Origin of the sequence: Flavobacterium nitratireducens (assembly GCF_029625335.1) — a bacterium.
GTDB classification, from domain to species: Bacteria; Bacteroidota; Bacteroidia; order Flavobacteriales; family Flavobacteriaceae; genus Flavobacterium; species Flavobacterium nitratireducens.
The window spans coordinates 1,611,419-1,632,549 of the sequence record NZ_CP121111.1 but is presented as its reverse complement, the minus strand read 5'-3'; the positions used below and the strand labels follow the sequence as shown (position 1 = coordinate 1,632,549).

The 21,131-nt window shown below is 32.7% G+C and carries 15 protein-coding genes and 1 pseudogene; 9 read left to right on the top strand and 7 right to left on the bottom strand.

Annotated elements, in window-relative coordinates; genetic code table 11:
* Positions 1-9: 9 nt before the first annotated feature.
* Together P5P90_RS07750 and P5P90_RS07745 are read left to right on the top strand one after the other, a co-directional pair.
* Complete coding sequence (locus P5P90_RS07750; protein WP_340696384.1) at positions 10-1,245, top strand: hemolysin family protein; 1,236 nt, start codon at positions 10-12, stop codon at positions 1,243-1,245.
* A 107-nt stretch (positions 1,246-1,352) separates the two neighbouring features.
* Entirely contained in the window at positions 1,353-3,452 is a 2,100-nt protein-coding gene (locus P5P90_RS07745) for a peptidylprolyl isomerase (RefSeq protein WP_278034171.1), read from the top strand.
* 93 nt (positions 3,453-3,545) lie between these two features.
* Here the strand turns inward: P5P90_RS07745 and P5P90_RS07740 are convergent, their stop codons facing one another.
* Both P5P90_RS07740 and P5P90_RS07735 read right to left on the bottom strand, forming a co-directional pair.
* Positions 3,546-4,469: a GYDIA family GHMP kinase gene (locus P5P90_RS07740; RefSeq protein WP_278034170.1), complete on the bottom strand. Its 924-nt coding sequence runs from the start codon at positions 4,467-4,469 to the stop codon at positions 3,546-3,548.
* Positions 4,470-4,498: 29 nt separating this feature from the next.
* Positions 4,499-5,818 (bottom strand): hydroxymethylglutaryl-CoA reductase, degradative, encoded by a 1,320-nt coding sequence (locus tag P5P90_RS07735; protein WP_278034169.1) that lies wholly within the window; start codon positions 5,816-5,818, stop codon positions 4,499-4,501.
* A 180-nt stretch (positions 5,819-5,998) separates the two neighbouring features.
* Between P5P90_RS07735 and P5P90_RS07730 the strand changes: the two are divergent.
* From P5P90_RS07730 to P5P90_RS14165, 5 genes and pseudogenes are all read left to right on the top strand, one after another.
* Positions 5,999-8,166, top strand: a pseudogene (locus P5P90_RS07730) (S9 family peptidase).
* A gap of 2 nt (positions 8,167-8,168) precedes the next feature.
* Complete coding sequence (locus P5P90_RS07725; RefSeq protein WP_278034168.1) at positions 8,169-9,713, top strand: peptide MFS transporter; 1,545 nt, start codon at positions 8,169-8,171, stop codon at positions 9,711-9,713.
* Between the two features lie 10 nt (positions 9,714-9,723).
* Entirely contained in the window at positions 9,724-11,481 is a 1,758-nt protein-coding gene (locus P5P90_RS07720; RefSeq protein ID WP_278034167.1) for a peptide MFS transporter, read from the top strand.
* Between the two features lie 51 nt (positions 11,482-11,532).
* Positions 11,533-11,724, top strand: coding sequence for a hypothetical protein (locus P5P90_RS14170; protein WP_340696383.1), 192 nt, complete (start codon positions 11,533-11,535; stop codon positions 11,722-11,724).
* Positions 11,703-11,993 (top strand): hypothetical protein, encoded by a 291-nt coding sequence (locus P5P90_RS14165; protein ID WP_340696382.1) that lies wholly within the window; start codon positions 11,703-11,705, stop codon positions 11,991-11,993. Before P5P90_RS14170 ends, P5P90_RS14165 begins: the two co-directional genes overlap by 22 nt.
* Before the next feature lie 6 nt (positions 11,994-11,999).
* Here the strand turns inward: P5P90_RS14165 and P5P90_RS07710 are convergent, their stop codons facing one another.
* The 4 genes from P5P90_RS07710 to surE all read right to left on the bottom strand — a co-directional run bounded on the left by P5P90_RS07710 (position 12,000) and on the right by surE (position 16,523).
* Positions 12,000-14,027 (bottom strand): ComEC/Rec2 family competence protein, encoded by a 2,028-nt coding sequence (locus tag P5P90_RS07710; RefSeq protein WP_278034166.1) that lies wholly within the window; start codon positions 14,025-14,027, stop codon positions 12,000-12,002.
* 38 nt (positions 14,028-14,065) lie between these two features.
* A complete protein-coding gene (locus tag P5P90_RS07705; protein ID WP_278034165.1) occupies positions 14,066-14,557 on the bottom strand; it encodes a C40 family peptidase in 492 nt (163 codons plus the stop codon).
* Entirely contained in the window at positions 14,550-15,665 is a 1,116-nt protein-coding gene (gene lpxB / locus P5P90_RS07700) for a lipid-A-disaccharide synthase (RefSeq protein ID WP_278034164.1), read from the bottom strand. Before lpxB ends, P5P90_RS07705 begins: the two co-directional genes overlap by 8 nt.
* A gap of 78 nt (positions 15,666-15,743) precedes the next feature.
* Positions 15,744-16,523: a 5'/3'-nucleotidase SurE gene (gene surE / locus P5P90_RS07695; RefSeq protein WP_278034163.1), complete on the bottom strand. Its 780-nt coding sequence runs from the start codon at positions 16,521-16,523 to the stop codon at positions 15,744-15,746.
* A 172-nt stretch (positions 16,524-16,695) separates the two neighbouring features.
* Between surE and P5P90_RS07690 the strand changes: the two genes are divergently transcribed.
* Positions 16,696-18,966, top strand: a complete 2,271-nt coding sequence (locus tag P5P90_RS07690) for a carboxy terminal-processing peptidase (protein ID WP_278034162.1) — start codon at positions 16,696-16,698, stop codon at positions 18,964-18,966.
* 73 nt (positions 18,967-19,039) lie between these two features.
* Positions 19,040-19,867 (top strand): DNA/RNA non-specific endonuclease, encoded by an 828-nt coding sequence (locus P5P90_RS07685; protein WP_278034161.1) that lies wholly within the window; start codon positions 19,040-19,042, stop codon positions 19,865-19,867.
* Positions 19,868-19,885: 18 nt separating this feature from the next.
* On the opposite strand, the gene rodA is transcribed toward P5P90_RS07685, so the two are convergent.
* Positions 19,886-21,118 (bottom strand): rod shape-determining protein RodA, encoded by a 1,233-nt coding sequence (gene rodA / locus P5P90_RS07680; protein ID WP_278034160.1) that lies wholly within the window; start codon positions 21,116-21,118, stop codon positions 19,886-19,888.
* Positions 21,119-21,131: the final 13 nt, after the last annotated feature.

Genomic DNA, 21,131 nt, shown 5'->3' with positions numbered 1-21,131 from the left:
TATAATTATTTGTCTAATACTATCCGCTTTTTTTCGGGGATGGAAATTGCATTCATCTCTTCCAATAAAATCTATCTTGAAATTGAAAAAAAACAAGAAGGTTTTGTTTCTAAAATTTTAACTAAACTTACCGAGAAACCCTCTAAGTTTATTGCAGCAATGCTTATTGGAAACAATGTTGCCTTAGTTGTTTATGGTTTCTTTATGGGTGATCTTTTGATGAAATGGATTTTATCTTTTGATTATCCATTTTCTGATTTTTTTACTTTGCTAGTTCAAACAGTGCTTTCAACTTTGATTGTGTTAATCACAGCAGAGTTTTTTCCAAAAGTGTTTTTTCAGATTTATTCCAATTTCTTAATCAAGTTTTTTGCTGTTCCTGCTTATCTCTTTTATCTCTTATTTTATACGGTTTCTTCATTTATTATTTGGCTTTCCGATTTGATTTTGAAACGTTTTTTTAGAACCGAAGGTGACCAAATTCAATTGTATTTTTCTAAAATTGAACTAGGAAATTACATAACAGAGCAAATGAGTAGTGTAGAAGATCATGAAGAAGTAGATTCTGAAATTCAAATTTTTCAAAATGCATTAGAATTTTCGGGTGTGAAAGCGAGAGATATTATGACTCCTAGAACCGAAATTTTGGCTGTGGATTTATATGATTCGGTAACAGAATTGAAAGACTTATTTATTGAAACAGGTTATTCTAAAATTTTAGTTTACGAAAATTCGTTAGACGAAATCATAGGTTATGTTCATTCTTTTGATTTATTTAAAAAACCAAAAAACATCAAATCGGTTGTTATTCCAGTAGAATTTGTTCCGGAGACTATTTTTATTAAAGAAGTGATGGATTTACTTATTAAGAAGCGAAAAAGTGTTGCGGTTGTTTTAGATGAATATGGTGGTACATCTGGGATAATAACGGTTGAAGATATCGTTGAAGAACTTTTTGGGGAAATTGAAGACGAACATGATTCTGACGAGGAATTAATCGAAAAAGAACTTGAGGAGAATGTGTATCTTTTTTCGACTCGTTTCGACGTAGAGTATTTAAATCAAACCTATAAATTGCAAATTCCAGAGAGTGATTCTTATGGCACTTTAGGTGGTTTTATTGTAGATTTTACTAAAGAAATACCTCAAAAAGGAGCTGTAATCACCATTGGTGACTATCATTTTGTGATAGAAGAAGCAACAAATAAAAAAATTGAATTAGTGAAGATGACAGTGAAAGAGTAATTTTTTAATAAAAGTGAAAAATCTTTTAAAATAAAACGTTACTTGTATTGTTATTAGCGAGATAATTGTATTTTCGCAAACTGAATATAAAATTAACAACAATAAAAATGGCAGTTTTATCAAAAATTAGACAACGTTCAGCTTTAATGATTGGACTTATTGCATTTGCTTTATTTGCATTTGTTATTCAAGGTTTATTTGAAGGAGGAACTTTTAAATTTAATACAAAAGACGTAGGAAGTATCAATGGAAAGGATATTTCATTTGAGGATTTTAGAATAAAAGTTAGTAATGTTGAAAAAAGTGGTCAAGGTATTACTTCTACTGCAGCTGCAAATAGAGTTTGGGAACAGGAAGTTTCTGTAGCTTTATTGACGTCTGAATTTGATAAATTAGGATTGAGAGTGGGTGAAAAACACATCATCGAAATCTTAAAATCGGATCAAAATATTGGTCAAAACCCAATGTTCTTGAATGCTGCTGGAATGTTTGATTTAAATAAATTCAAAGATTATTTTAAAGCTAATCCAGAACAAGCTAGTTTTTTAAAAGAGAGAGAAAAAGATGCTGAGTTGAATGCTAAATATCAAATATATAGCACTCTTGTAAAAGCGGCTAATTATACAACTAAAGCTGAAGGAAAATTAAAATATGAAATGGAAGCTAATAAAGCGAACTTTTCATACGTAGGAGCTTTGTATTCTTCAATTAAAGACAGTGAGGTTAAAGTTACTGATGATGAGATTTTAGAATACATGAAGAAAAATCCAAAAAGATTTAAAGCAGATGAGACGCGTTCTATTGAGTATGTTTTAATCGAGGATAAACCATCAAAAGAAGATTTAGCTGAGGTTAAATCTAAAATCACAAGTTTGTTATCTGGAAGTGTTGTTTATAATCAAGCAACGGGTAAAAACGATACTGTAGCTGGTTTTAGAACTACTGCTAACCCAATTGAATTTGTAAATTCGAATTCAGATATCCCATATGATTCTTCTTATGTTGCTAAAAAAGATTTACCTGCTGTAGATGCAGAGCAATTATATAATTTAGCGCCAGGAGCTGTTTATGGTCCATACGTTTTTGGTGATTACTATTGTATTTCTAAGTCTTTAGGTAGAAAAGTAGGTGTAAATGCAAAAGCAAGTCACATCTTAATTAGTTATGAAGGAGCTCAAGTTCCAAACCAAAGAGAGAAAAGAACTAAAGAAGAAGCTAAAGCTAAAGCAGAAGAAGTGTTAGCTCAAGTTAATGCTAATCCTGAAGGATTTATGATGTTGGCTTTCCAATATTCTGATGATTCATCTGCACAACAAGGTGGCGATTTAGGTTATTTTGGACCTGGTCAAATGGTGAAGCCTTTTAGTGATTTTGTATTCAATAACGGAATTGGTAAAATTGGTTTAGTAGAAACACAATTCGGTTTCCATATTATTAAAGTTACAGACAAACAAGATGGTGTACGTTTAGCTACTGTAGCTCAAAAAATTGAACCATCTGAAGTGACTTCTGATAAAGCTTTTGCTCAAGCAACTAAATTTGAAATGGATGCTGCTGATAGCGATTTTAATAAAGTAGCTAAGGCTATGAAATTAGCAGTAGTTCCAGCTGTATCTGTTGCTGCTATGGATGAGAATTTTGGTTCTTTAGGGAATCAAAGAGCAATTGTAAGATGGGCTTTTGGTGAAGATGCTAAATTAGGTGCTGTGAAGCGTTTTGAAATTGCCAATGTAGGTCACGTTATTGCAACTGTAAAAAGTATTGATGATTCTGGATTTGCTCCGATTGATCAAGTAAGGCCTTATGTAGAAACAAAATTGAAGAATGCTAAAAAAGCAGAAATTCTTAAAGCGAAAATGACTGCTTCTTCACTTGAGGCTATTGCAAAAGCAACTGCTAGTAAAGTTGAAAATGCGGTTAACGTAACTTTAGATAATCCAGTATTAAACGGAGGTGTAGGTCAAGAACCAAAAGTAGTTGGGAATGCATTTGTTTTAGCTCCTAACAAAATTTCTGCTCCTATCGAAGGAAATACAGGAGTTTATGTTGTTAAAACAACTAGTATTGTAAAAGCTCCTGCTGTTAAAGATGTTGCTCCTTATGTAGCTAAATTAAAAGCGCAATCAGCTAATGATGTTAGTAGAGTATTGCCAGCTCTTAAAGATATTGCTGATATTAAAGATAACAGAAGACAATTTAGCTTCTAGTTTTATATAGATTAATTTTAATTTCATAAAAAAAACGTCTCGGACTGAAATTTCAGTGTTGAGACGTTTTTTTTTTGATGAAATTTTAGCTCTTTATTTTAAAATCATGTCTTTGTAACTAATGATTGTTTTAAAGCCTTTTGAAGCAAAATAGGTGGTTGGGTTTAACTCCGAAATGACCATAATGAAATCGCCACCCCAAGCGCCAAGGCTTTTCGTTTCTCCAATAAAATCGGAGAATAAATCTTCTTTTACGGTTGTGGTTTCTAGAATCGTGCTCATCAAAGCTTCGTGATTGGCAATTGCTATTGCCATTGAGCCAGCGGTTTTAGCATGGATGATTTCTTGAGTGATTTTGTCTATTTTGCTAACGTTCTTTTCAGTGTCAGTTGTTTTATTTTTTCTGTAATTGGCAATTGCTGCTTTACTGCTCTGTTTTTTGTTTAGGTAAACAAAGTATATATTTTCTGCGAAACTCGGATGAAAAGGAATGCTTTCTACTTTTGGTTTGCCATTTTTTAATTGGTAGATTATCGGATTGTTGTTTTGTGCACATGCGATATCATAGCCACTTCCTCCAAAACTTTTTTCTAACAATTCAAAGGCGTCAATTTGTAACCATTGAGCAATATTGTTAATTAATGTAGATGAAGTTCCTAATCCCCATTTTTTTGGAAAACTTAATTCGGTACTGATGTTGTAGCCCTTCTCTTTTTCAAGAAATGTAGGATTTAATAAATAGGCTTCGTGGAGAATTTTAATCAGAGAGTGTTTTATAGATTCTTCTCCAGCCAAATTTGGGTCTATAATTTCTGAATAGGAAATTTTGTCCTCAAACCAAATACTTCCATCACTATCGTAACTTACCCAATTGATTTCTGGCTGACTTATTTCTTCGATAATTAGATTTTGACCAAATTTAGTTGGCAAAGCCAAAGCTTTAGCCCCATCTAAAACTAAATATTCAGCGGTAATTAATAGTTTACCGTTGCTGTAAAAAGTTTGTTTTGTTTCCATTTTAGAATTTAAATGATTTACAAATACAATTATGTATTCCTAATACTTTCAACAAAGGAGACCACACCACTATGTGATACCACATGGTTCTTGAAGTGTTTTTGAACCAAATGACGTTCTTCTTCAGTAGCTTCTAATTGATTTAAAATATTATTCAAATGCATTTTCATGTGTCCATCTTGAATACCTGTAGTTGTCAAAGAGCGTAATGCAGCAAAATTTTGTGCTAAACCTGCAACAGCAACAATTTTCATTAATTCGGCTGCCGATGGATTTTCAAGCATTTCTAAAGATAGTTTTACTAAAGGATGTAAGCTGGTTAATCCGCCTACTGTTCCTAAAGCCAAAGGGATTTCTAGCCAAAAACTAAAGATTTCGTTTTCTATTTTTGCATGTGATAAACTACTGTATTGTCCCTCTTTTGATGCGTAAGCGTGTACCCCAGCTTCGACTGCTCTAAAATCATTTCCTGTGGCTAAGATTACAGCATCGACACCGTTCATAATTCCTTTATTATGCGTTACAGCTCTATATGGTTCCACCTCGGCAATTTGAACTGCACGAACAAATCGCTCGGCAAAAGCTTCTGGATTTGGAATGTGTTTTTCGGATAGGTCTGCAACGGGACAGGAAACCTCTGCTCTTACAATGCAGTTAGGAACGTAATTAGAAAGGATACTCATCACGACTTCAATGTCTTTTTCTTCTTCCGTAAAAAGTTTGTAAGCCTGTGCCTCCTTTTTTAATATGTTGGCAAATTGTTCCAAACAAGAATTAATGAAATTGGCACCCATACTATCCTTTGTTTCAAAGGTAGCATGTAGTTGAAAGTAATTCGGAAGCAGGTTTGTTTTATCTTCAAGTGTAATATCCAGAATTCCGCCTCCTCTTTGCTGCATGTTTTTCGTCAAGTCATGAGTTTCAGAGAAAAATTTGGCTTTTGTTTCTGCAAAAAATAATTCAAGTTTAGAACTATCCCCTTTGTACATAAAATGGACTTGTCCTATTTTTTCGGTTTTAATTACGGTAGCTTTAAAACCTCCTCTGGTTGACCAATATTTTGCCGCTTTGGAAGCAGCAGCCACAACAGAACTTTCTTCAATTGCCATTGGAATCGTATAATTTTTACCGTTAATTAGGAAATTTGGTGCGACTCCAAGAGGAATATAAAAGTTACTTATGGTGTTTTCAATGAATTCATCATGAAGTTTTTGAAGTTTTTCATCTGAATTCCAATATTTTTTTATTAATTCGATAGCTTTTGTAGGGCTAGAAAAGTAAGTTGTTGCTATCCAGTTTATTTTTTCTTCCTTGGATAATTTAGAGAATCCGGCTACGGCTGTGTTCATTTTCAATGGATTATGAGTATAAAGTACTGCAAATATACGCTATAGTGTTTTTATTTGCTATTAATTTATTGTCAATTAATTCGATAATTTTAGTCGGATTATTGCGTTTTTAACAGAGTTTTGATTAGATGATTGAGTTTTTTTTATTAATATTGGAAATTTATTTATTATCGTAAGTGTATGAGGACAAAACAATATTCATTTTTTCTTTTTTTGCTAAGTTTCGTTTCTTTTGGTCAACAAAAAATTTCGGTTGAATCTATTTATCGAGGGATGTTTAGTACTCAAGAGATGTACGAACTACAATCGATGAAGAATTCTAATCAATACACCGTCCTAAATTATAATCAAGAAACGCAGTCCTCACAAGTTGATTTGTATAATTTTTCCAACTTAGAAAAAACAGCTATTCTTATTGATTCAAAATCGCATCCATCTATGCCTGCAATCGAAGGTTATACTTTTGATGCAACTGAAAAAATGATGCTGTTAGCTTGTAACACAACTCCAATTTATCGTCGTTCTTCAACAGCAGATTATTATTTGTATGATATTGCTAAAAAACAGTTGACTAAACTTTTTGATTTTCAAATTCAAGAACCAAGTTTTTCACCTGATGGTAAAAAAATCGCTTTTGCACGTGATAACAATTTATTTGTTTATGATATTTCTGCCAAAACAACGGTACAAATTACGAATGATGGTGCTAAAAATGCAATTATCAATGGTATTTGTGATTGGGTTTATGAAGAGGAATTTGAATTTGTTAGGGCTTTCGATTGGTCAAAAGACAGTAAAAAAATTGCTTTTATTCGTTTTGATGAAACTGAAGTTCCTGAATTTTCCATGACTATTTTTGGACATGAATTGTATCCTTATAATCAAACTTTTAAATACCCTAAGGCCGGAGAGAAGAATGCGGTTGTTTCATTGCACATTTATAATGTTGATTCGAAAGCGACCAAAGAAGTAAGTATGAGCAATTATACTGATTTTTATATTGCAAGGTTGCAATGGACCAATGAGGCGAATGTCTTATCGGCTCAGGTGTTAAATCGTCATCAAGATAATTTAGATTTGCTATTTATTGATGGAGAGACAGCAGAAAAAAAGTAGTTCTTAATGAAAAAGATAAGGCTTATGTAGGGGTTACAAATGATTTAACCTTTCTAAGCGACAATAGTTTTGTTTGGACTAGTGAAAAAGACGGATTTAATCATATTTATCACTATGATAAAACAGGAAAATTAATCCGTCAAGTTACAAGGGGAAATTGGGAAGTGACTTCGCTTTATGGAATTGACGAGAAATCGAATACTGTTTTTTATCAATCCACTGAAAATGGTTCTATCAATAGAGGAGTTTACAAAATAGGTTTAAAAGGAAATAATAAATTAGCTCTTTCAAATGCTATTGGAACTAATTCGGCTACTTTTAGTCCTAATTTTGATTTTTATGTACTTCAATTTTCAAGTGCCACTCAACCTACTACATTTTCACTTATTGAAACTAAGACGGCTAAGGAGTTGAAAGTAATTGAAAATAACAATGCATTGAAAACCAGATTAGCTTCGTATAATTTGCCTAGCAAAGAATTCTTCGTCTTAAAAACAGAAAAAGGAAATGAATTAAACGCTTGGATTTTGAAACCAAAGGATTTTGATCCAGCAAAAAAGTATCCTGTTTTTATGACGCAATATTCAGGGCCAGGTTCACAACAAGTTGCCAACCATTGGAATACATTAGATGATTATTGGTATGCAATGCTAAGTCAGCAAGGTTATATTGTGGTATGTGTTGATGGAAGAGGGACTGGTTATAAAGGTGCTGCATTTAAAAAAGTTACCCAATTGCAATTGGGTAAATATGAAGTAGAAGATCAGATTGATGCTGCCCGAGCGATAGGTAATTATCCGTATGTAGATGCATCTCGAATTGGAATTTTTGGTTGGTCATTTGGTGGATTTATGGCTTCAAATTGTATTTTGAAAGGAAATGATGTGTTTAAAATGGCAATAGCGGTTGCACCAGTTACTAATTGGAGATTTTATGATTCGGTATATACCGAAAGATACATGCATACACCGCAAGAAAATGCAAGTGGATATGACGATAATTCACCAATTAATTTTGCAAAACAATTAAAAGGAAAATATCTTTTGATTCATGGAAGCGCAGATGACAATGTACATGTACAAAATGCGATGGAAATGATGTCTTCCTTGATTCAAGCAAATAAACAATTTGATTCTCAAATCTACCCAGATTGTAATCATGGGATTTATGGTGGGATGACCAGAATCCAATTGTTTACTAAAATGACTAAATTTATCCAAGAAAATTTATAATTATGAGTGATTCATTGCCAAAACAGAAAGAATTTTTTGGACACCCAGTTGGGCTTTTAATATTGTTTTTTACCGAAATGTGGGAGCGATTTTCCTTTTATGGGATGAAAGCATTACTCATTTTCTATTTAACACGATATCATCTTTTTTCAGATTCAAATGGTAATTTATTGATAGGGAGTTACGCTGCTTTGGTTTATGCTGTCCCTGTTATAGGAGGATTTCTAGCGGATAAATATTTGGGTTTTAGAAAAGCAATTATTTTTGGGGCAATAATGCTTGTCTTAGGACATTTAGGTATGGCTTACGAGGGTAATGCTGCCACACAATCAGTCACAGGTGAGATTAGTCGAGACGAGGTAGCCTTGCAATTTTTTTATTTTTCATTATCCTTGATTATTGTTGGGGTGGGCTTTTTAAAAGCTAACATTTCTTCTTTAGTAGGTGAACTTTATGAAGTAGGAGATAAAAGAAGAGATTCTGGTTTTACCTTATTTTATATGGGAATCAATTTAGGGTCATTTCTAGCAACTATAATTTGTGTTTGGTTAGGAGAAACTTATGGATGGAGCTATGGATTTGGGGCTTCTGGTATTGGAATGACATTAGGTTTGATTACGTTTATTTTAGGTAAGAAATATTTGCAAGGAAAAGGGGAGTCAAAAGTGCCAGCTGTTTTAGATAATAAATATTTAGGTATAAAAATAGAATGGATTATTTATGCTTTGAGTTTTTTATCTGCTTTAGTGTTTTGGCAAATGGTGCAACGCCACGAGGTGGTTTCATATTCTTTGATGGTAGCAGGAGCACTTTCAGTAGTTTATATTATCTATTATAGTATCACTCAATTGGATAGAAAAGCTAGAGAACAGCTAATTGCTTTAACAATATTGATTGTTTTTACTGTAATTTTTTGGGCTTTGTTTGAGCAAGCTTACACTTCTTTAAATTTATTCGCTGATAGAATATTAGATAGAACGGTTTTCGGGCATACCTTTTCAGCAGGACAGTTTTTAAGTTTTAATGCTTTATTTATTATTTTATTAGCTCCTGTATTTGCATGGTTTTGGGTTAAATTGGGTAAATACAATCCTAATGCGGCCGTGAAGTTTGGTATAGCCTTACTTTTAGTTGGTTTGGGATTTGGTTCTTTAGTGTTCGGAATTTCGATTTCCGGAATGGGGAAAGTAGCCATGATTTGGTTAGTGCTTACTTATTTTTTACACACCTGTGGGGAATTGTGTTTGTCACCTGTTGGGCTTTCAGCGGTAACCAAATTGTCTCCAGTGAAAATTGTAGGTTTTATGATGGGGGTTTGGTTTTTAGCAACGGCAAGTTCTGAATTTATAGCATCGATTTTAGCTAATATTGCTTCTGTAGATACTTCAAATGGAATGGCTCCCGATTTGAATTTGGCTAAGCAAACTTATTTAGTATTGTTTGAATACTTATTTTATACAGGATTAGGCGTTGGCTTTTTATTATTACTAATTTCGCCTTTTATAAAAAAATTAATGCACGGGGTAGATAAAGAATTAAATAATTAATATTTATAATATGGATCAAAATTCAAAAGATCAGTTTTTTAGTAATAATGTTTTAGGTCATCCTGCAGGCCTTTTTGTGTTGTTTTTTACTGAAATGTGGGAGCGTTTTTCTTTTTACGGAATGCGTGTTTTGCTTATTCTTTTTTTAACGGCCTCTTTGATAGGTGATAATCCAGGGTGGGGATGGAATGCAGAGAATGCGGGTGCCTTGTATGGAACTTATGCTTTGCTACTTTATATTACACCTATTTTTGGAGGAATAATAGCCGATAGATATCTTGGCTATAGTTGGGCTGTAGTTTTGGGTTCCGTTTTAATGACTTTGGGGCATTTGGCCATGTTTATGGATACTCCTTTAATGTTATACATTGGTTTAGGATTATTAGTTTTGGGTACAGGTTTTTTTAAGCCTAATATGACTTCTATTTTATCTGAAATGTATAAAAAATTCCCAGAGAAAAAAGATGGTGCCTATACTATTTTTTATATGGGTGTAAATGCCGGAGCCTTCTTTGGAATGATGCTTTGCGGTTATTTGGCTTCAAACTTAGGATGGCGTTGGGGATTTGGTTTGGCAGGTGTTTTTATGTTATTGGGAACTTTCCAATTCTGGATGGCAAAACCTTTATTTGGCGGAATTGGTGATAAACCTATAGAAGAGAAAAAACAAGCTATTATTGAGCAAAATAAACTTTCTGATAATCCAGAAGACAAACCTAATCCCTTTACAGTTATTGATTATGCTTTAATTGTAATTTCAACTTTAATAGGTTTATTGTATGCTTTTAATGATCCACTTTCTAAAATAGGACATGTCAATTTATTCCCATTTACTATTGTAGGATTAGACGGTTCTATTTTTGTTGCTTTAGTTGGTTTAGCATTGTTTTTATTTTTAGTAATTTCTCGACTATTGCGTTATACAACAATAGTGAGAGATAGAATGATTGCGGTAATTGTTTTTGCATTCTTTACTATTTTTTTCTGGATGTCTTTTGAACAAGGAGCCTCTTCATTGGTTATTTTTGCCAGAGATAATGTAGATAGATCTATAGAAGGAACTTCGTTAACTGTTTTTAATACAATTAATACCTTATTGACTATAGTTCCTTTGGTAATTATTTCATGGGTATTGATTTTATTAGCTAAACAGACTTGGAAAAAAATTACTTCTTCAGTGGTTATTTTAGCGGTTACTTTTATCTTGGTTTGGATTATCGCTTTGTGGATGTTGAATAATGAATTTAGTAAAGAAGCTTCAGAAATTGACCCAAGTTGGTTTTCTATTATGAACTCTTTCTTTATTATTGCTCTAGCTTCAATTGTTTCTAAAATTTGGGATAGTAAGTTTAATCCACCTGCAGCAACTAAATATGGTTTGGGATTAATCATTATGGCTATTGGTTTTGGTTTGTTGGCTTATGGTTCGCATGGTGTTCAAGAAGGTGTAAAAGTTTCTTCTATTTGGTTAGTTTTAGCATATTTATTTCATACTCTTGGTGAATTATTCTTGTCACCGGTAGGTTTGTCTTATGTTTCGAAATTAGTGCCTGCAAGAATGATTGCTTTCATGTTTGGAATGTGGTATCTGGCTATAGCAATCGGAAATAAATTAGCAGCAGTTCTTGGAGGACAAATAGAAAATATTACTAAAACCTATTCATTGTCAACTTTCTTTTTAATTTTTACCATTGTTCCTATTGTAGCAGGTCTTATCGTAATCGCTTTAAATCCTGTGATGAAAAAATTAATGCATGGTATTAAATAAAATTATTGGCAGTATTTTTGTTACTTTTATTGCATGAATCTAATTGTAATTATGAAGAAACTATTTTTAATTGCTTTATTCTTTTGTGGTCTTGTTACGTCTCAAGCACAGGAATTAAAGTGGTATACAGATGTGAAAGAGGCAGTTGCTGTAAGTAACAAGGAAAGCAAACCATTATTTCTTTTTTTACTGGAAGTGACTGGTGCGGATGGTGTATTCGTTTGCAAAAAGAAGTTTTTCTAACCCCAGATTTTAAAAAATGGGCAAAAGAAAAAGTGGTTTTAGTAGAGTTAGATTATCCTCGTGCGGTTCCTCAATCGCTAGAAATTAAGAAACAAAATTCGGAATTACAGGAAGCTTTTGGCGTTCAAGGATATCCAACTGTGTTTTTTGCAAATGCTACTAATACAGATGGGAGAGTGAATTTTCAAGGTTTAGGAAGAACAGGTTATGTTGCTGGTGGACCAACTGCTTGGTTAGAAGTGGCTAACGGAATTTTGAATCAGAAATGATATAATTTAGTTTAATTGAAAGAATCCCTTTTCGGCAGTAGCATGAAAAGGGATTTTTTGTTTTTCACAACTTTTCTGCCATTGTTTTAGTATAGATTGGTAATTGGAACCATCTGCAATAATTATTTTAGGTTTTACCGTTAGGAGAAAACGGTCTAAGTTGACTTTCGGCGTTTGAGTCAGTACAACAATATCAGGTTTTGAATTTTTTGGAAAAATACCAAAGCTATCTAAAATTAATATTTTTTTGCCATTAAAATAGGCAGTGTGACTCAGTGATTCTTTCTTTTTTATTTGGCTGAAATGATTAATTAAATAGGATTTTAGTGACTTGTTTTCGGTAATAGTAGAATCATTGCTATAAGTGTACACTTCATTTCCTTCTCTTTGAACCAGAAGTGTCTTCTTTTTTAGATGAAAAACAATCCATTCGCTTTGCTGAGCAATACGCCAGTTGTTAAGTATTATTGCTGACTGTAAACTAATGATGGATACAAGTACGCATAAGAGTTGGTTAAAATGATGTTTTTTAAACCAAAGAATTGTTGTGATGATTACAATATAGCTGAAAACAAGAAATAGTCCATTAAAAGGAATGTCTTTAATGATGAATTGTTCAAATGAGGCAATGAAATGAATAATTTGATTTAGAATTTGTATGCTCCATTCAAATGGTTTTACTAGCCAAATAGTAAGCCCATTTAAAGCTGCTAAAACCATAATTAGTACTCCTAAAAGCATAATAACACTTAATAAAGGTATTACCGCTAAGTTTGTTATGAAAAATAGTCCAGGAAACTGATGGAAATAATACAAGCTTAGAGGCAAAGTACCTATTTGCGCTGCAAAAGAAACAGTGAGGATATCCCAGCAGTATTTGATGAATTTGTTTTTGGGTTGCCAATACGATTGTAAAATAGGTTGGAACCAAATGATAAAAAATACAGCAAGATAACTGAGTTGAAAACCTACGTCAAAAAGAAAGTACGGTTGGAAAAGTAAAATTAAAAGTATAGAAACAATTAGCGTATGGTAGATGTTGACGTTTCTTTTTAGATGAAAACCTATGGCTACAAATGAAAACATGGTAACAGAACGCACTACTGAAGCAGATAGGCCAGCTATTAAGGCAAATGAAAAAAGGCTAGTTAAAATGAGGCATAATTTTAAAAATGAGCCTTTCCTAGTGTTTGGAATGGTTTGGAGTATAAAATTTAAGAATAAAAAAATAAAACCCACATGTAAACCAGAGACTGATAAGATATGAACAGCCCCTGCATATTGATAATCTTGGATGATTTCAGGAGCAATTTCTTGACGCTGTCCTAAAATTAATGCAGTTGCTATCGCTAAAGCTTCGGGGTTAAAATGGTTGGTTTCTAGGTTTTTAGTAATTTTTGAATTCAGTTTAGCTGTGTAATACCAGATGTCTTTTCTAGCTTGCTGAGCTATTTTAATAGATTCAGGATTAGCAAATATTTGGACGTATATTTGTTTGTTCTTTAGGTAATTACTGTAGTCAAACTGATTCGGGTTTTTAGGCTTTTTGTTGGGTAAAAGTTGGGTTCGTAGTTGTATAATGGTTCCCACTTCAATTGCTTTATTGTATTTCCTTTTAGGAAGATTTATCAGAATTTTTCCGAAATATTTTTGGTTATTAATTGTTTGAATGATGCCAACATAGCGTTCATAGTTTTGAATGTTTTTAATTTTTTCTTGGATGACTAGACTAACTAGCACTTCTTTATTGTTTTTTGAGTTAAAATGACTGTAATGGTTCTTTCGGAAAGTATCGGTTTGAACCATTACGCTTGTCATACCTATCAAAAAGGAAATAAGATAGGAAAGTAATCCAAAACAGAATTTACTAGTCCAAGTGTTCTTTGAAGCCCAAAAAGAAAGTGATAAACCAATGAAAGAAAGGAGTAGTAGTCCAAAAGTATATTTAGGATTAGGAATCCAGTAATAAGCCACTAGTATTCCTAGTAGAAAACCTATGCTAATTCTGGCCAATGGAAAATGTAGTACTTTCATAATTCTAAAGTACTAATTTTCTTTAATTATTTAGTTTTTTATAATAAAATTCTATTGATTTTTACAAAGCTTTTTTTGTAGTAAGCTTCTTTGGTCGAGGAGATTATCACTCCTTTTGATGTTGAAGAATGGATGAATTGTATTTCGTCGTCTTTTACTTCAATTACAATGCCTACATGATTAATTTGGTTTCGATTGTTGGTCTTGAAAAATATTAGATCGCCTTTTTGAGCTTTAGAAAAGTCTCTTCCTAAATCGATTCCCACTCTGGCTTGTTCTGATGAGCTTCTAGGGAGTTTGATGTCGAAGCGGCTAAAGGTAGAATACACTAAACCGGAACAATCAAATCCAGATTTTGTAGTTCCAGAGCTTCTGTAGGGTGCACCTAAATGATCGGATGCCGATTCGATAATTTGCTCGGCTAATCGATTGTTGCTTTTAGATGTGCTTGCCGAAGTAGATTTACAAGAGGTGAAAACCACTGGTAATAGTAGTAATAGTAGTAGTGGGGTTACTAGTTTTTTAAACATTTAAATCAGAAATTATTAATTGAGCTGTTTTTTCACTAGCCCCTGTTCCTCCTAATTTTTGTTCCAAGGTATCGTATTGGGTTAAAAGATTTTTTCGGTACTCAGGGTTTAGTATTTTAGTTAACTCCTTTTTGATGTTTTTAGTATTACAATTATCTTGGATTAATTCAGTTACTACTTCTTGGTCCATTATTAAATTTACTAATGAAATGTATTTCAGGGTGATAATACGTTTTGCGATTTGGTAGGAAATCCAACTTCCTTTATAACAAACAACTTCTGGAACCTTAAAAAGTGCTGTTTCTAAGGTAGCTGTTCCAGATGTAACCAAGGCTGCATGTGCAGTTTTCAACAAATCATAGGTTTTATTCGAAATGAATTTGATGTTCTTTTTGGTTATGAAGGTTTTGTAAAACTCGTATTCCTGACTAGGGGCACCAGCAATTACAAATTGGTATTCAGGGAAATCATCAACAACACTTAGCATGATTGAAAGCATTTTAGTGATTTCTTGTTTTCTACTGCCAGGAAGTAAAGCAATAATTGGTTTTTCACTCAATTGATTTTCTGTTCTAAAAGTGGCAGCATCAATTGGTTTTTGATTTTGGATAGCATCAATTAGTGGATGACCTACAAATTCTACAGGATAGTGGTGTTTGTCTTCGTAGAAGTTTTTCTCAAAAGGCAAAATCACATACATCTTATCAATATCTCTTTTGATGGCTTTAATTCGGCTTTCTTTCCATGCCCAAATTTGAGGAGAAATATAATAGTGGGTTTTAATTCCTAATTCTTTAGCCCATTGGGCAATTCGCATATTAAAACCGGGATAATCAATAAAAATAATTACATCGGGCTGGAATTGAGAGATGTCTTCTTTACAGATTTTAATGTTATTTAATATGGTTTTCAAATTAAATACTACTTCTACAAATCCCATGAAAGCTAAATCGCGATAGTGTTTAACTAATGTTCCACCCACAGCCTGCATTAAATCACCTCCCCAAAAGCGGATTTCAGTTTTGTTGTCTTGTTTTAAAAGCGCTTTCATTAGGTTTGAACCATGTAAATCGCCCGAAGCTTCTCCTGCTATGATGTAGTATTTCATTGTTAGTTTTTAATTTTATAAGTATTCAAAATTACTTATTCCATTTTCAGGAATCAAGTAAGATGCTCTTTTAATGGTTTATTGTTTCCAATTCCAAGTGTTGAGTTGTTGGGTAGCATGATAAGCTGTGAGGTCAAACTGAACGGGTACGATTGAAATATAACCGTTTTTTAAAGCCCATTCATCGGTGTCTTCGCCATGGTCTTGGTTTATGAATTCACCAGAAAGCCAATAATAATCACGACCTTGAGGGGTTTGTCTTTTATGGAAATTTTCTTTCCAATAAGCTTTGGCTTGTCGGCAAATTTTTATGCCTTTGATTTCCTCCTGTTTTAGTTTTGGGAAATTTACATTCAAAACCACATCTTTTGGTAATTTATTAGCTAGAACTTCTAAAGTGATTTTGCGAATAAAAGGCTTTATTTCTTCAAAATTTGCATTCCAATCAAAGTCTAATAGCGAAAAGCCTATTGCAGGAATCCCTTCAATACCAGCTTCGATTGCGGCACTCATTGTTCCAGAGTAAATTACGTTGATAGAAGAATTTGAGCCATGATTAATTCCTGAAACACATAAATCAGGTTTTCTATTTACGACTTCGTTAGTGGCAATTTTAACACAATCGGCAGGTGTACCAGAGCAGCTGTAAATGGCTATAGTATCTTTTTCGGTTGAAATTTTATTTAAATATAAGGTTTCATTGGTAGTAATGGCATGTCCCATTCCGCTTTGCGGTTTATCTGGTGCAACCACTACAATTTCTCCAATTTCAGACATGACAGCAATTAAAGCTTGAATACCTGGAGCAGTCACTCCATCGTCATTAGTAATTAATATTAGGGGGTTATTTTGGCTCATTTTTTGATGAATTGTTTGGGAAGTGTCTTATTTTCAAACAAAGTAAATAAATTTTATTGAGTTCGAAGATTATTAGGATTAAGAAAAGAACAATTTTATATCTTTAACAAAAAATTATAGAAGCCTTATCATTGTTGGCTTAGAATTTCCTTTAACTTAGTTTAAAAAATGAATGAATACTATTATTAGTCTTATGAAGAGAAATTATAAAATACTACTTGCCATAGTTTTTCTATCGGTAACATTGTTTGCATTTAAAATGAAATCAGTTTCAGGTGATGAAACGGATAAAGATAAATTGCTATTGGAATTGTTGACATTCGTTATTGAAAAAGGACATTACAGCCCAGCTACTATTGATGATAATTTTTCAAAAGGAGTGTATAAAGATTACATTCAGGCGTTAGATCCTTCGAAACGTTTCTTTCTACAATCGGATATTGATGAATTTGCAAAATATGAATTAGAGTTGGATGATCAGTTGATGAATAAAGATTTAAGTTTTTTTTCATTGACATACGACCGTTTAATGCAAAGAATGAAAGAAAGTCAAGATGTATATAAAGAGATTTTGAAAAATCCTTTTGATTATACTATCGATGAAAGTTTTAATACGGATTATGAAAAAGCTCCTTATGCAAAAACAAATGCTGAATTAAAAGAGCGTTGGAGAAAGCAATTAAAATTAACGACTCTTTCTTCATTGACAGACCGATTGAAATTGCAAGAAAATAAAGGAAAGCTTTCTAAAGAAGAAACGGATATGCTTAGTAATCCTACATCTACTTCGGATGAAGATGCTGTATCAGAAACAACAAAAAAAGACGATTCTAAAGCCGTTATTGAAGTTAAATCTTTCGAAGAATTAGAAAAAGAAACACGTACTTCTACTTCTAAATCTTTGGATGAGTATTTTGGATTTATGAAAGATTTAGATCGAAATGATTGGTTTTCGGTTTATATAAATTCAATCACTGCTCGTTTTGATCCACATACGAATTATTTTGCTCCTGAGGAAAAAGAGCGTTTTGATGTAAGTATGAGTGGGACATTGGAAGGAATTGGAGCTCGATTACAAAAGAAAAATGACTATACTGAGATTTCTGAATTAATTTCAGGAGGACCAGCTTGGAGAGGAAAAGAATTAGAAGCTGGGGATTTAATTATCAAAGTAGCGCAAGGTGATGATCAGCCTGTTGATGTTGTGGGTATGCGCTTAGACGATGTGGTTAAGAAAATTAAAGGACCAAAAGGAACTGAAGTTCGCTTAACTATCAAAAAAGTGGATGGAACTATAAAAGTAATTTCTATCATTAGAGATGTGGTTGAAATTGAAGAAACCTATGCAAAGTCAAGTATTGTTGATAAAAACGGACTTAAATATGGAGTGATTTACTTGCCTAAATTTTATATCAATTTTGAAAATAAAGATGGAAGAGATGCAGGTAAAGATATCGCTATTGAAGTTGCCAGACTAAAACAAGCTAAGGTTGACGGAATTGTATTAGATGTTCGTGATGATGGAGGAGGTTCTTTGTCTACCGTAGTGGATATTGCAGGTTTATTTATTGAACAAGGTCCTATTGTTCAAATCAAATCGGCAGGTAGAAAGAAAGAAGTTCTATACGATAAAGATAAAAAAATCGAATGGGATGGGCCATTAGTAATCATGGTTAATAGTTTCTCTGCTTCGGCTTCTGAGATATTAGCTGCTGCTATTCAAGATTATAAACGTGGTGTGATCATAGGTAGTAAACAAACTTATGGTAAAGGTACAGTTCAAAACGTGATCGATTTAAATCAATTTGTTCGTAGTAATGAATTAGGTGACTTAGGTGCGCTTAAAACCACTACTCAAAAATTTTATAGAATTAACGGAGGTTCAACACAATTAGAAGGGGTAAGCAGTGATGTTGTTATGCCTGATCGTTATTCGTATTTAAAAATGGGAGAGCGTGATGTTGAAAACGCAATGCCATGGGATAAAATTGATCCTGCTGAATATAGTGTTTGGAAAAGCAATGAAAATTTTAATAAGGCTGTTTTAAATAGTAAAGAGCGTATTGCAGCAAATCCTCAATTCAAATTAATTGATGAAAACGCAAAATGGATTGATGCTCGTAGTGACGAAAACGAGTATAGCTTAAACATTGATAAGTTTAGAAAAGCACAAGCTGCTATCGAAGAAAAAGCTAAAAAATTTAAACCAATTTTTGATTACAAAAACAATTTAAAATTTACATCTTTGCCTCATGAATTAGAACAAATGAGTAAAGACAATATCTTAAAAGAAAAAAGAGAGCGTTGGCACGAAAGTTTGTCTAAAGATATTTATATAGAAGAAGCTTTAAATGTTTTAGATGACTTACAAACCAGAGTTAACTTGAAGAAAAATGTTATCCCTGCTAATAAATTAAAAAAAGAAAAATTAGCTAAATCCTAATCGATTTGAAATGATATAAAGAACGCTCTGAAAAACATTAATTTCAGAGCGTTTTTCTTTTACTGTTATATAAATGAATACAAAATTTGGAATTATTTTAGGAGCTTTTGTAATGTTGCTTTTAGCTTGTAAACAAAACGAAGTTTTACAAATTGAACTTTTTGGTAAATCAAATAAAATTGAAGTTGATTTTAAAACCCAATCTCATTTACCTACTAATTCTGATATTGACTACTTGCCTAAAGCCACTCAATCCCAAATAGTGTATCACCACTATTTTACTTTGTCTTATAATGAAAAAGCCGAACAAGCCGAATGGGTAGCCTATGAACTAAAGAAGGATTATATTAAAAGAAGTGATTTTAAGCGCCCTTTTTTTATTCAAGACCCAAAAGTAAAAACGCAATCGGCTGACTGGCGCAATTATAAAAAGTCTGGTTATGACAAAGGACATTTGTGCCCTGCTGCCGATATGGAGTTTGATTTAGATGCTTATAATGATACTTTTTATACCTCAAATATTAGTCCTCAGCAGCCTGAATTTAATTCCGGTATCTGGAATCGAATAGAGCAAAAAATGAGGTTTTGGGCGGTTAAATTCGACGGACTTTTTATCGTCACTGGTGGAGTACTAAAAGGAAATAAAAGAACAATTGGTACGGAAAAAGTTGTTGTGCCTAATTATTTCTACAAAATTGCTTTAAATCATAGCAATGGAAATTATAAATTAATTGCTTTTTTAGTGCCTAATGAAAAAAGTACTAGGTCTATTTTCGATTATGTTGTTTCTGTTGATGAAATTGAATCTTTAACAGGAATTGATTTCTTTCCTAAATTGGATGATCAGATAGAAAACAGATTAGAAAAGATTGTTGCTATTGATTCGTGGCTAAGAAAGTAACTTTGAAGAGCGATTTCTTTACCACTCATTCACCTTATTAGCATCCATTTTAAGGAAGATAAAAAGTAAAATGGTAAAACCCCATAAACCGGATCCTCCGTATGAAAAGAAAGGTAGAGGTACTCCAATGGTCGGGAAAATTCCAATGACCATAGCGATATTTACAAAGAAATGAATGAATAAAATACCAGCGGTACAATAACCATATACTCGACTGAATTTAGTTTTTTGTCTTTCAGCTAGGAATATAATTCTTAATAATAGGGTTACAAATAAGGCAATAACAACTAATGAGCCTATGAATCCCCATTCTTCGCCAACCGTTGTAAAAATATAATCGGTGTGTTGCTCTGGTACGAAACCTCCTTTGGTTTGTGTGCCTTCCAAAAATCCTTTTCCAAACCAACCGCCGGAACCTATTGCAATTTCCGATTGGTTAGTGTTGTATCCAATCCCTTTCAAATCGACTGTTTTGCCTAATAGAATATTAAAACGGTCTCTATGATGTTGTTTAAATACATTGTTAAAAACATAATCAACGGATAATACAAAGCCTGAAATAAGAACAAATATGATGCTACTGGCAACGATATTTCTATCGGCTAATCTGGATTTGAAATACACAATAACAATAGTAATAAGTGCTATTAAAATGACATATTGTGTTTCAAAAATCAAGGTGAAAACGAATAAAAGTATAGCTACAAATCCAGTCCAAATGTACCAAGCAGGTAATCCTTCACGGTATAAAACAACTAAGAAGATACTATAAATTAAGGCACTCCCAGGGTCGTGAGGAACAATTAAAAGTATTGGTAACCCTAAAATAGAAAGGACTTGGAATTGTCTATTGGTGTCTTTTAGATTGATTTGGCTATCACTCATGTATTTAGCAATTGCTAAAGCCGTAGCCGTTTTTACAAACTCGGAAGGTTGAAGACCAAACGAACCAAATGAATACCAGTTTGTTTGTCCTTTAATGGTTTTACCAAAAACAAATAATCCGGCAAGAGAGAGTAATCCAATTATGTAGATTACACTAGCATATTTTTCGTAAAATTTACCATCAACAGCTAGAATTATAAAAATTAAAGGTATAGTAAAAGTAATGAAAATCAATTGCTTTATGTAGGTATCTTCAATGGAGGATAATGAAGATGAATAGATATTTAGCCACCCTAAAATCACTAAGGTGCTATAAATAATAACACATATCCAATCAATATTTTTCTTTACACTTTGATTTTTCATTTGTGAATGAATC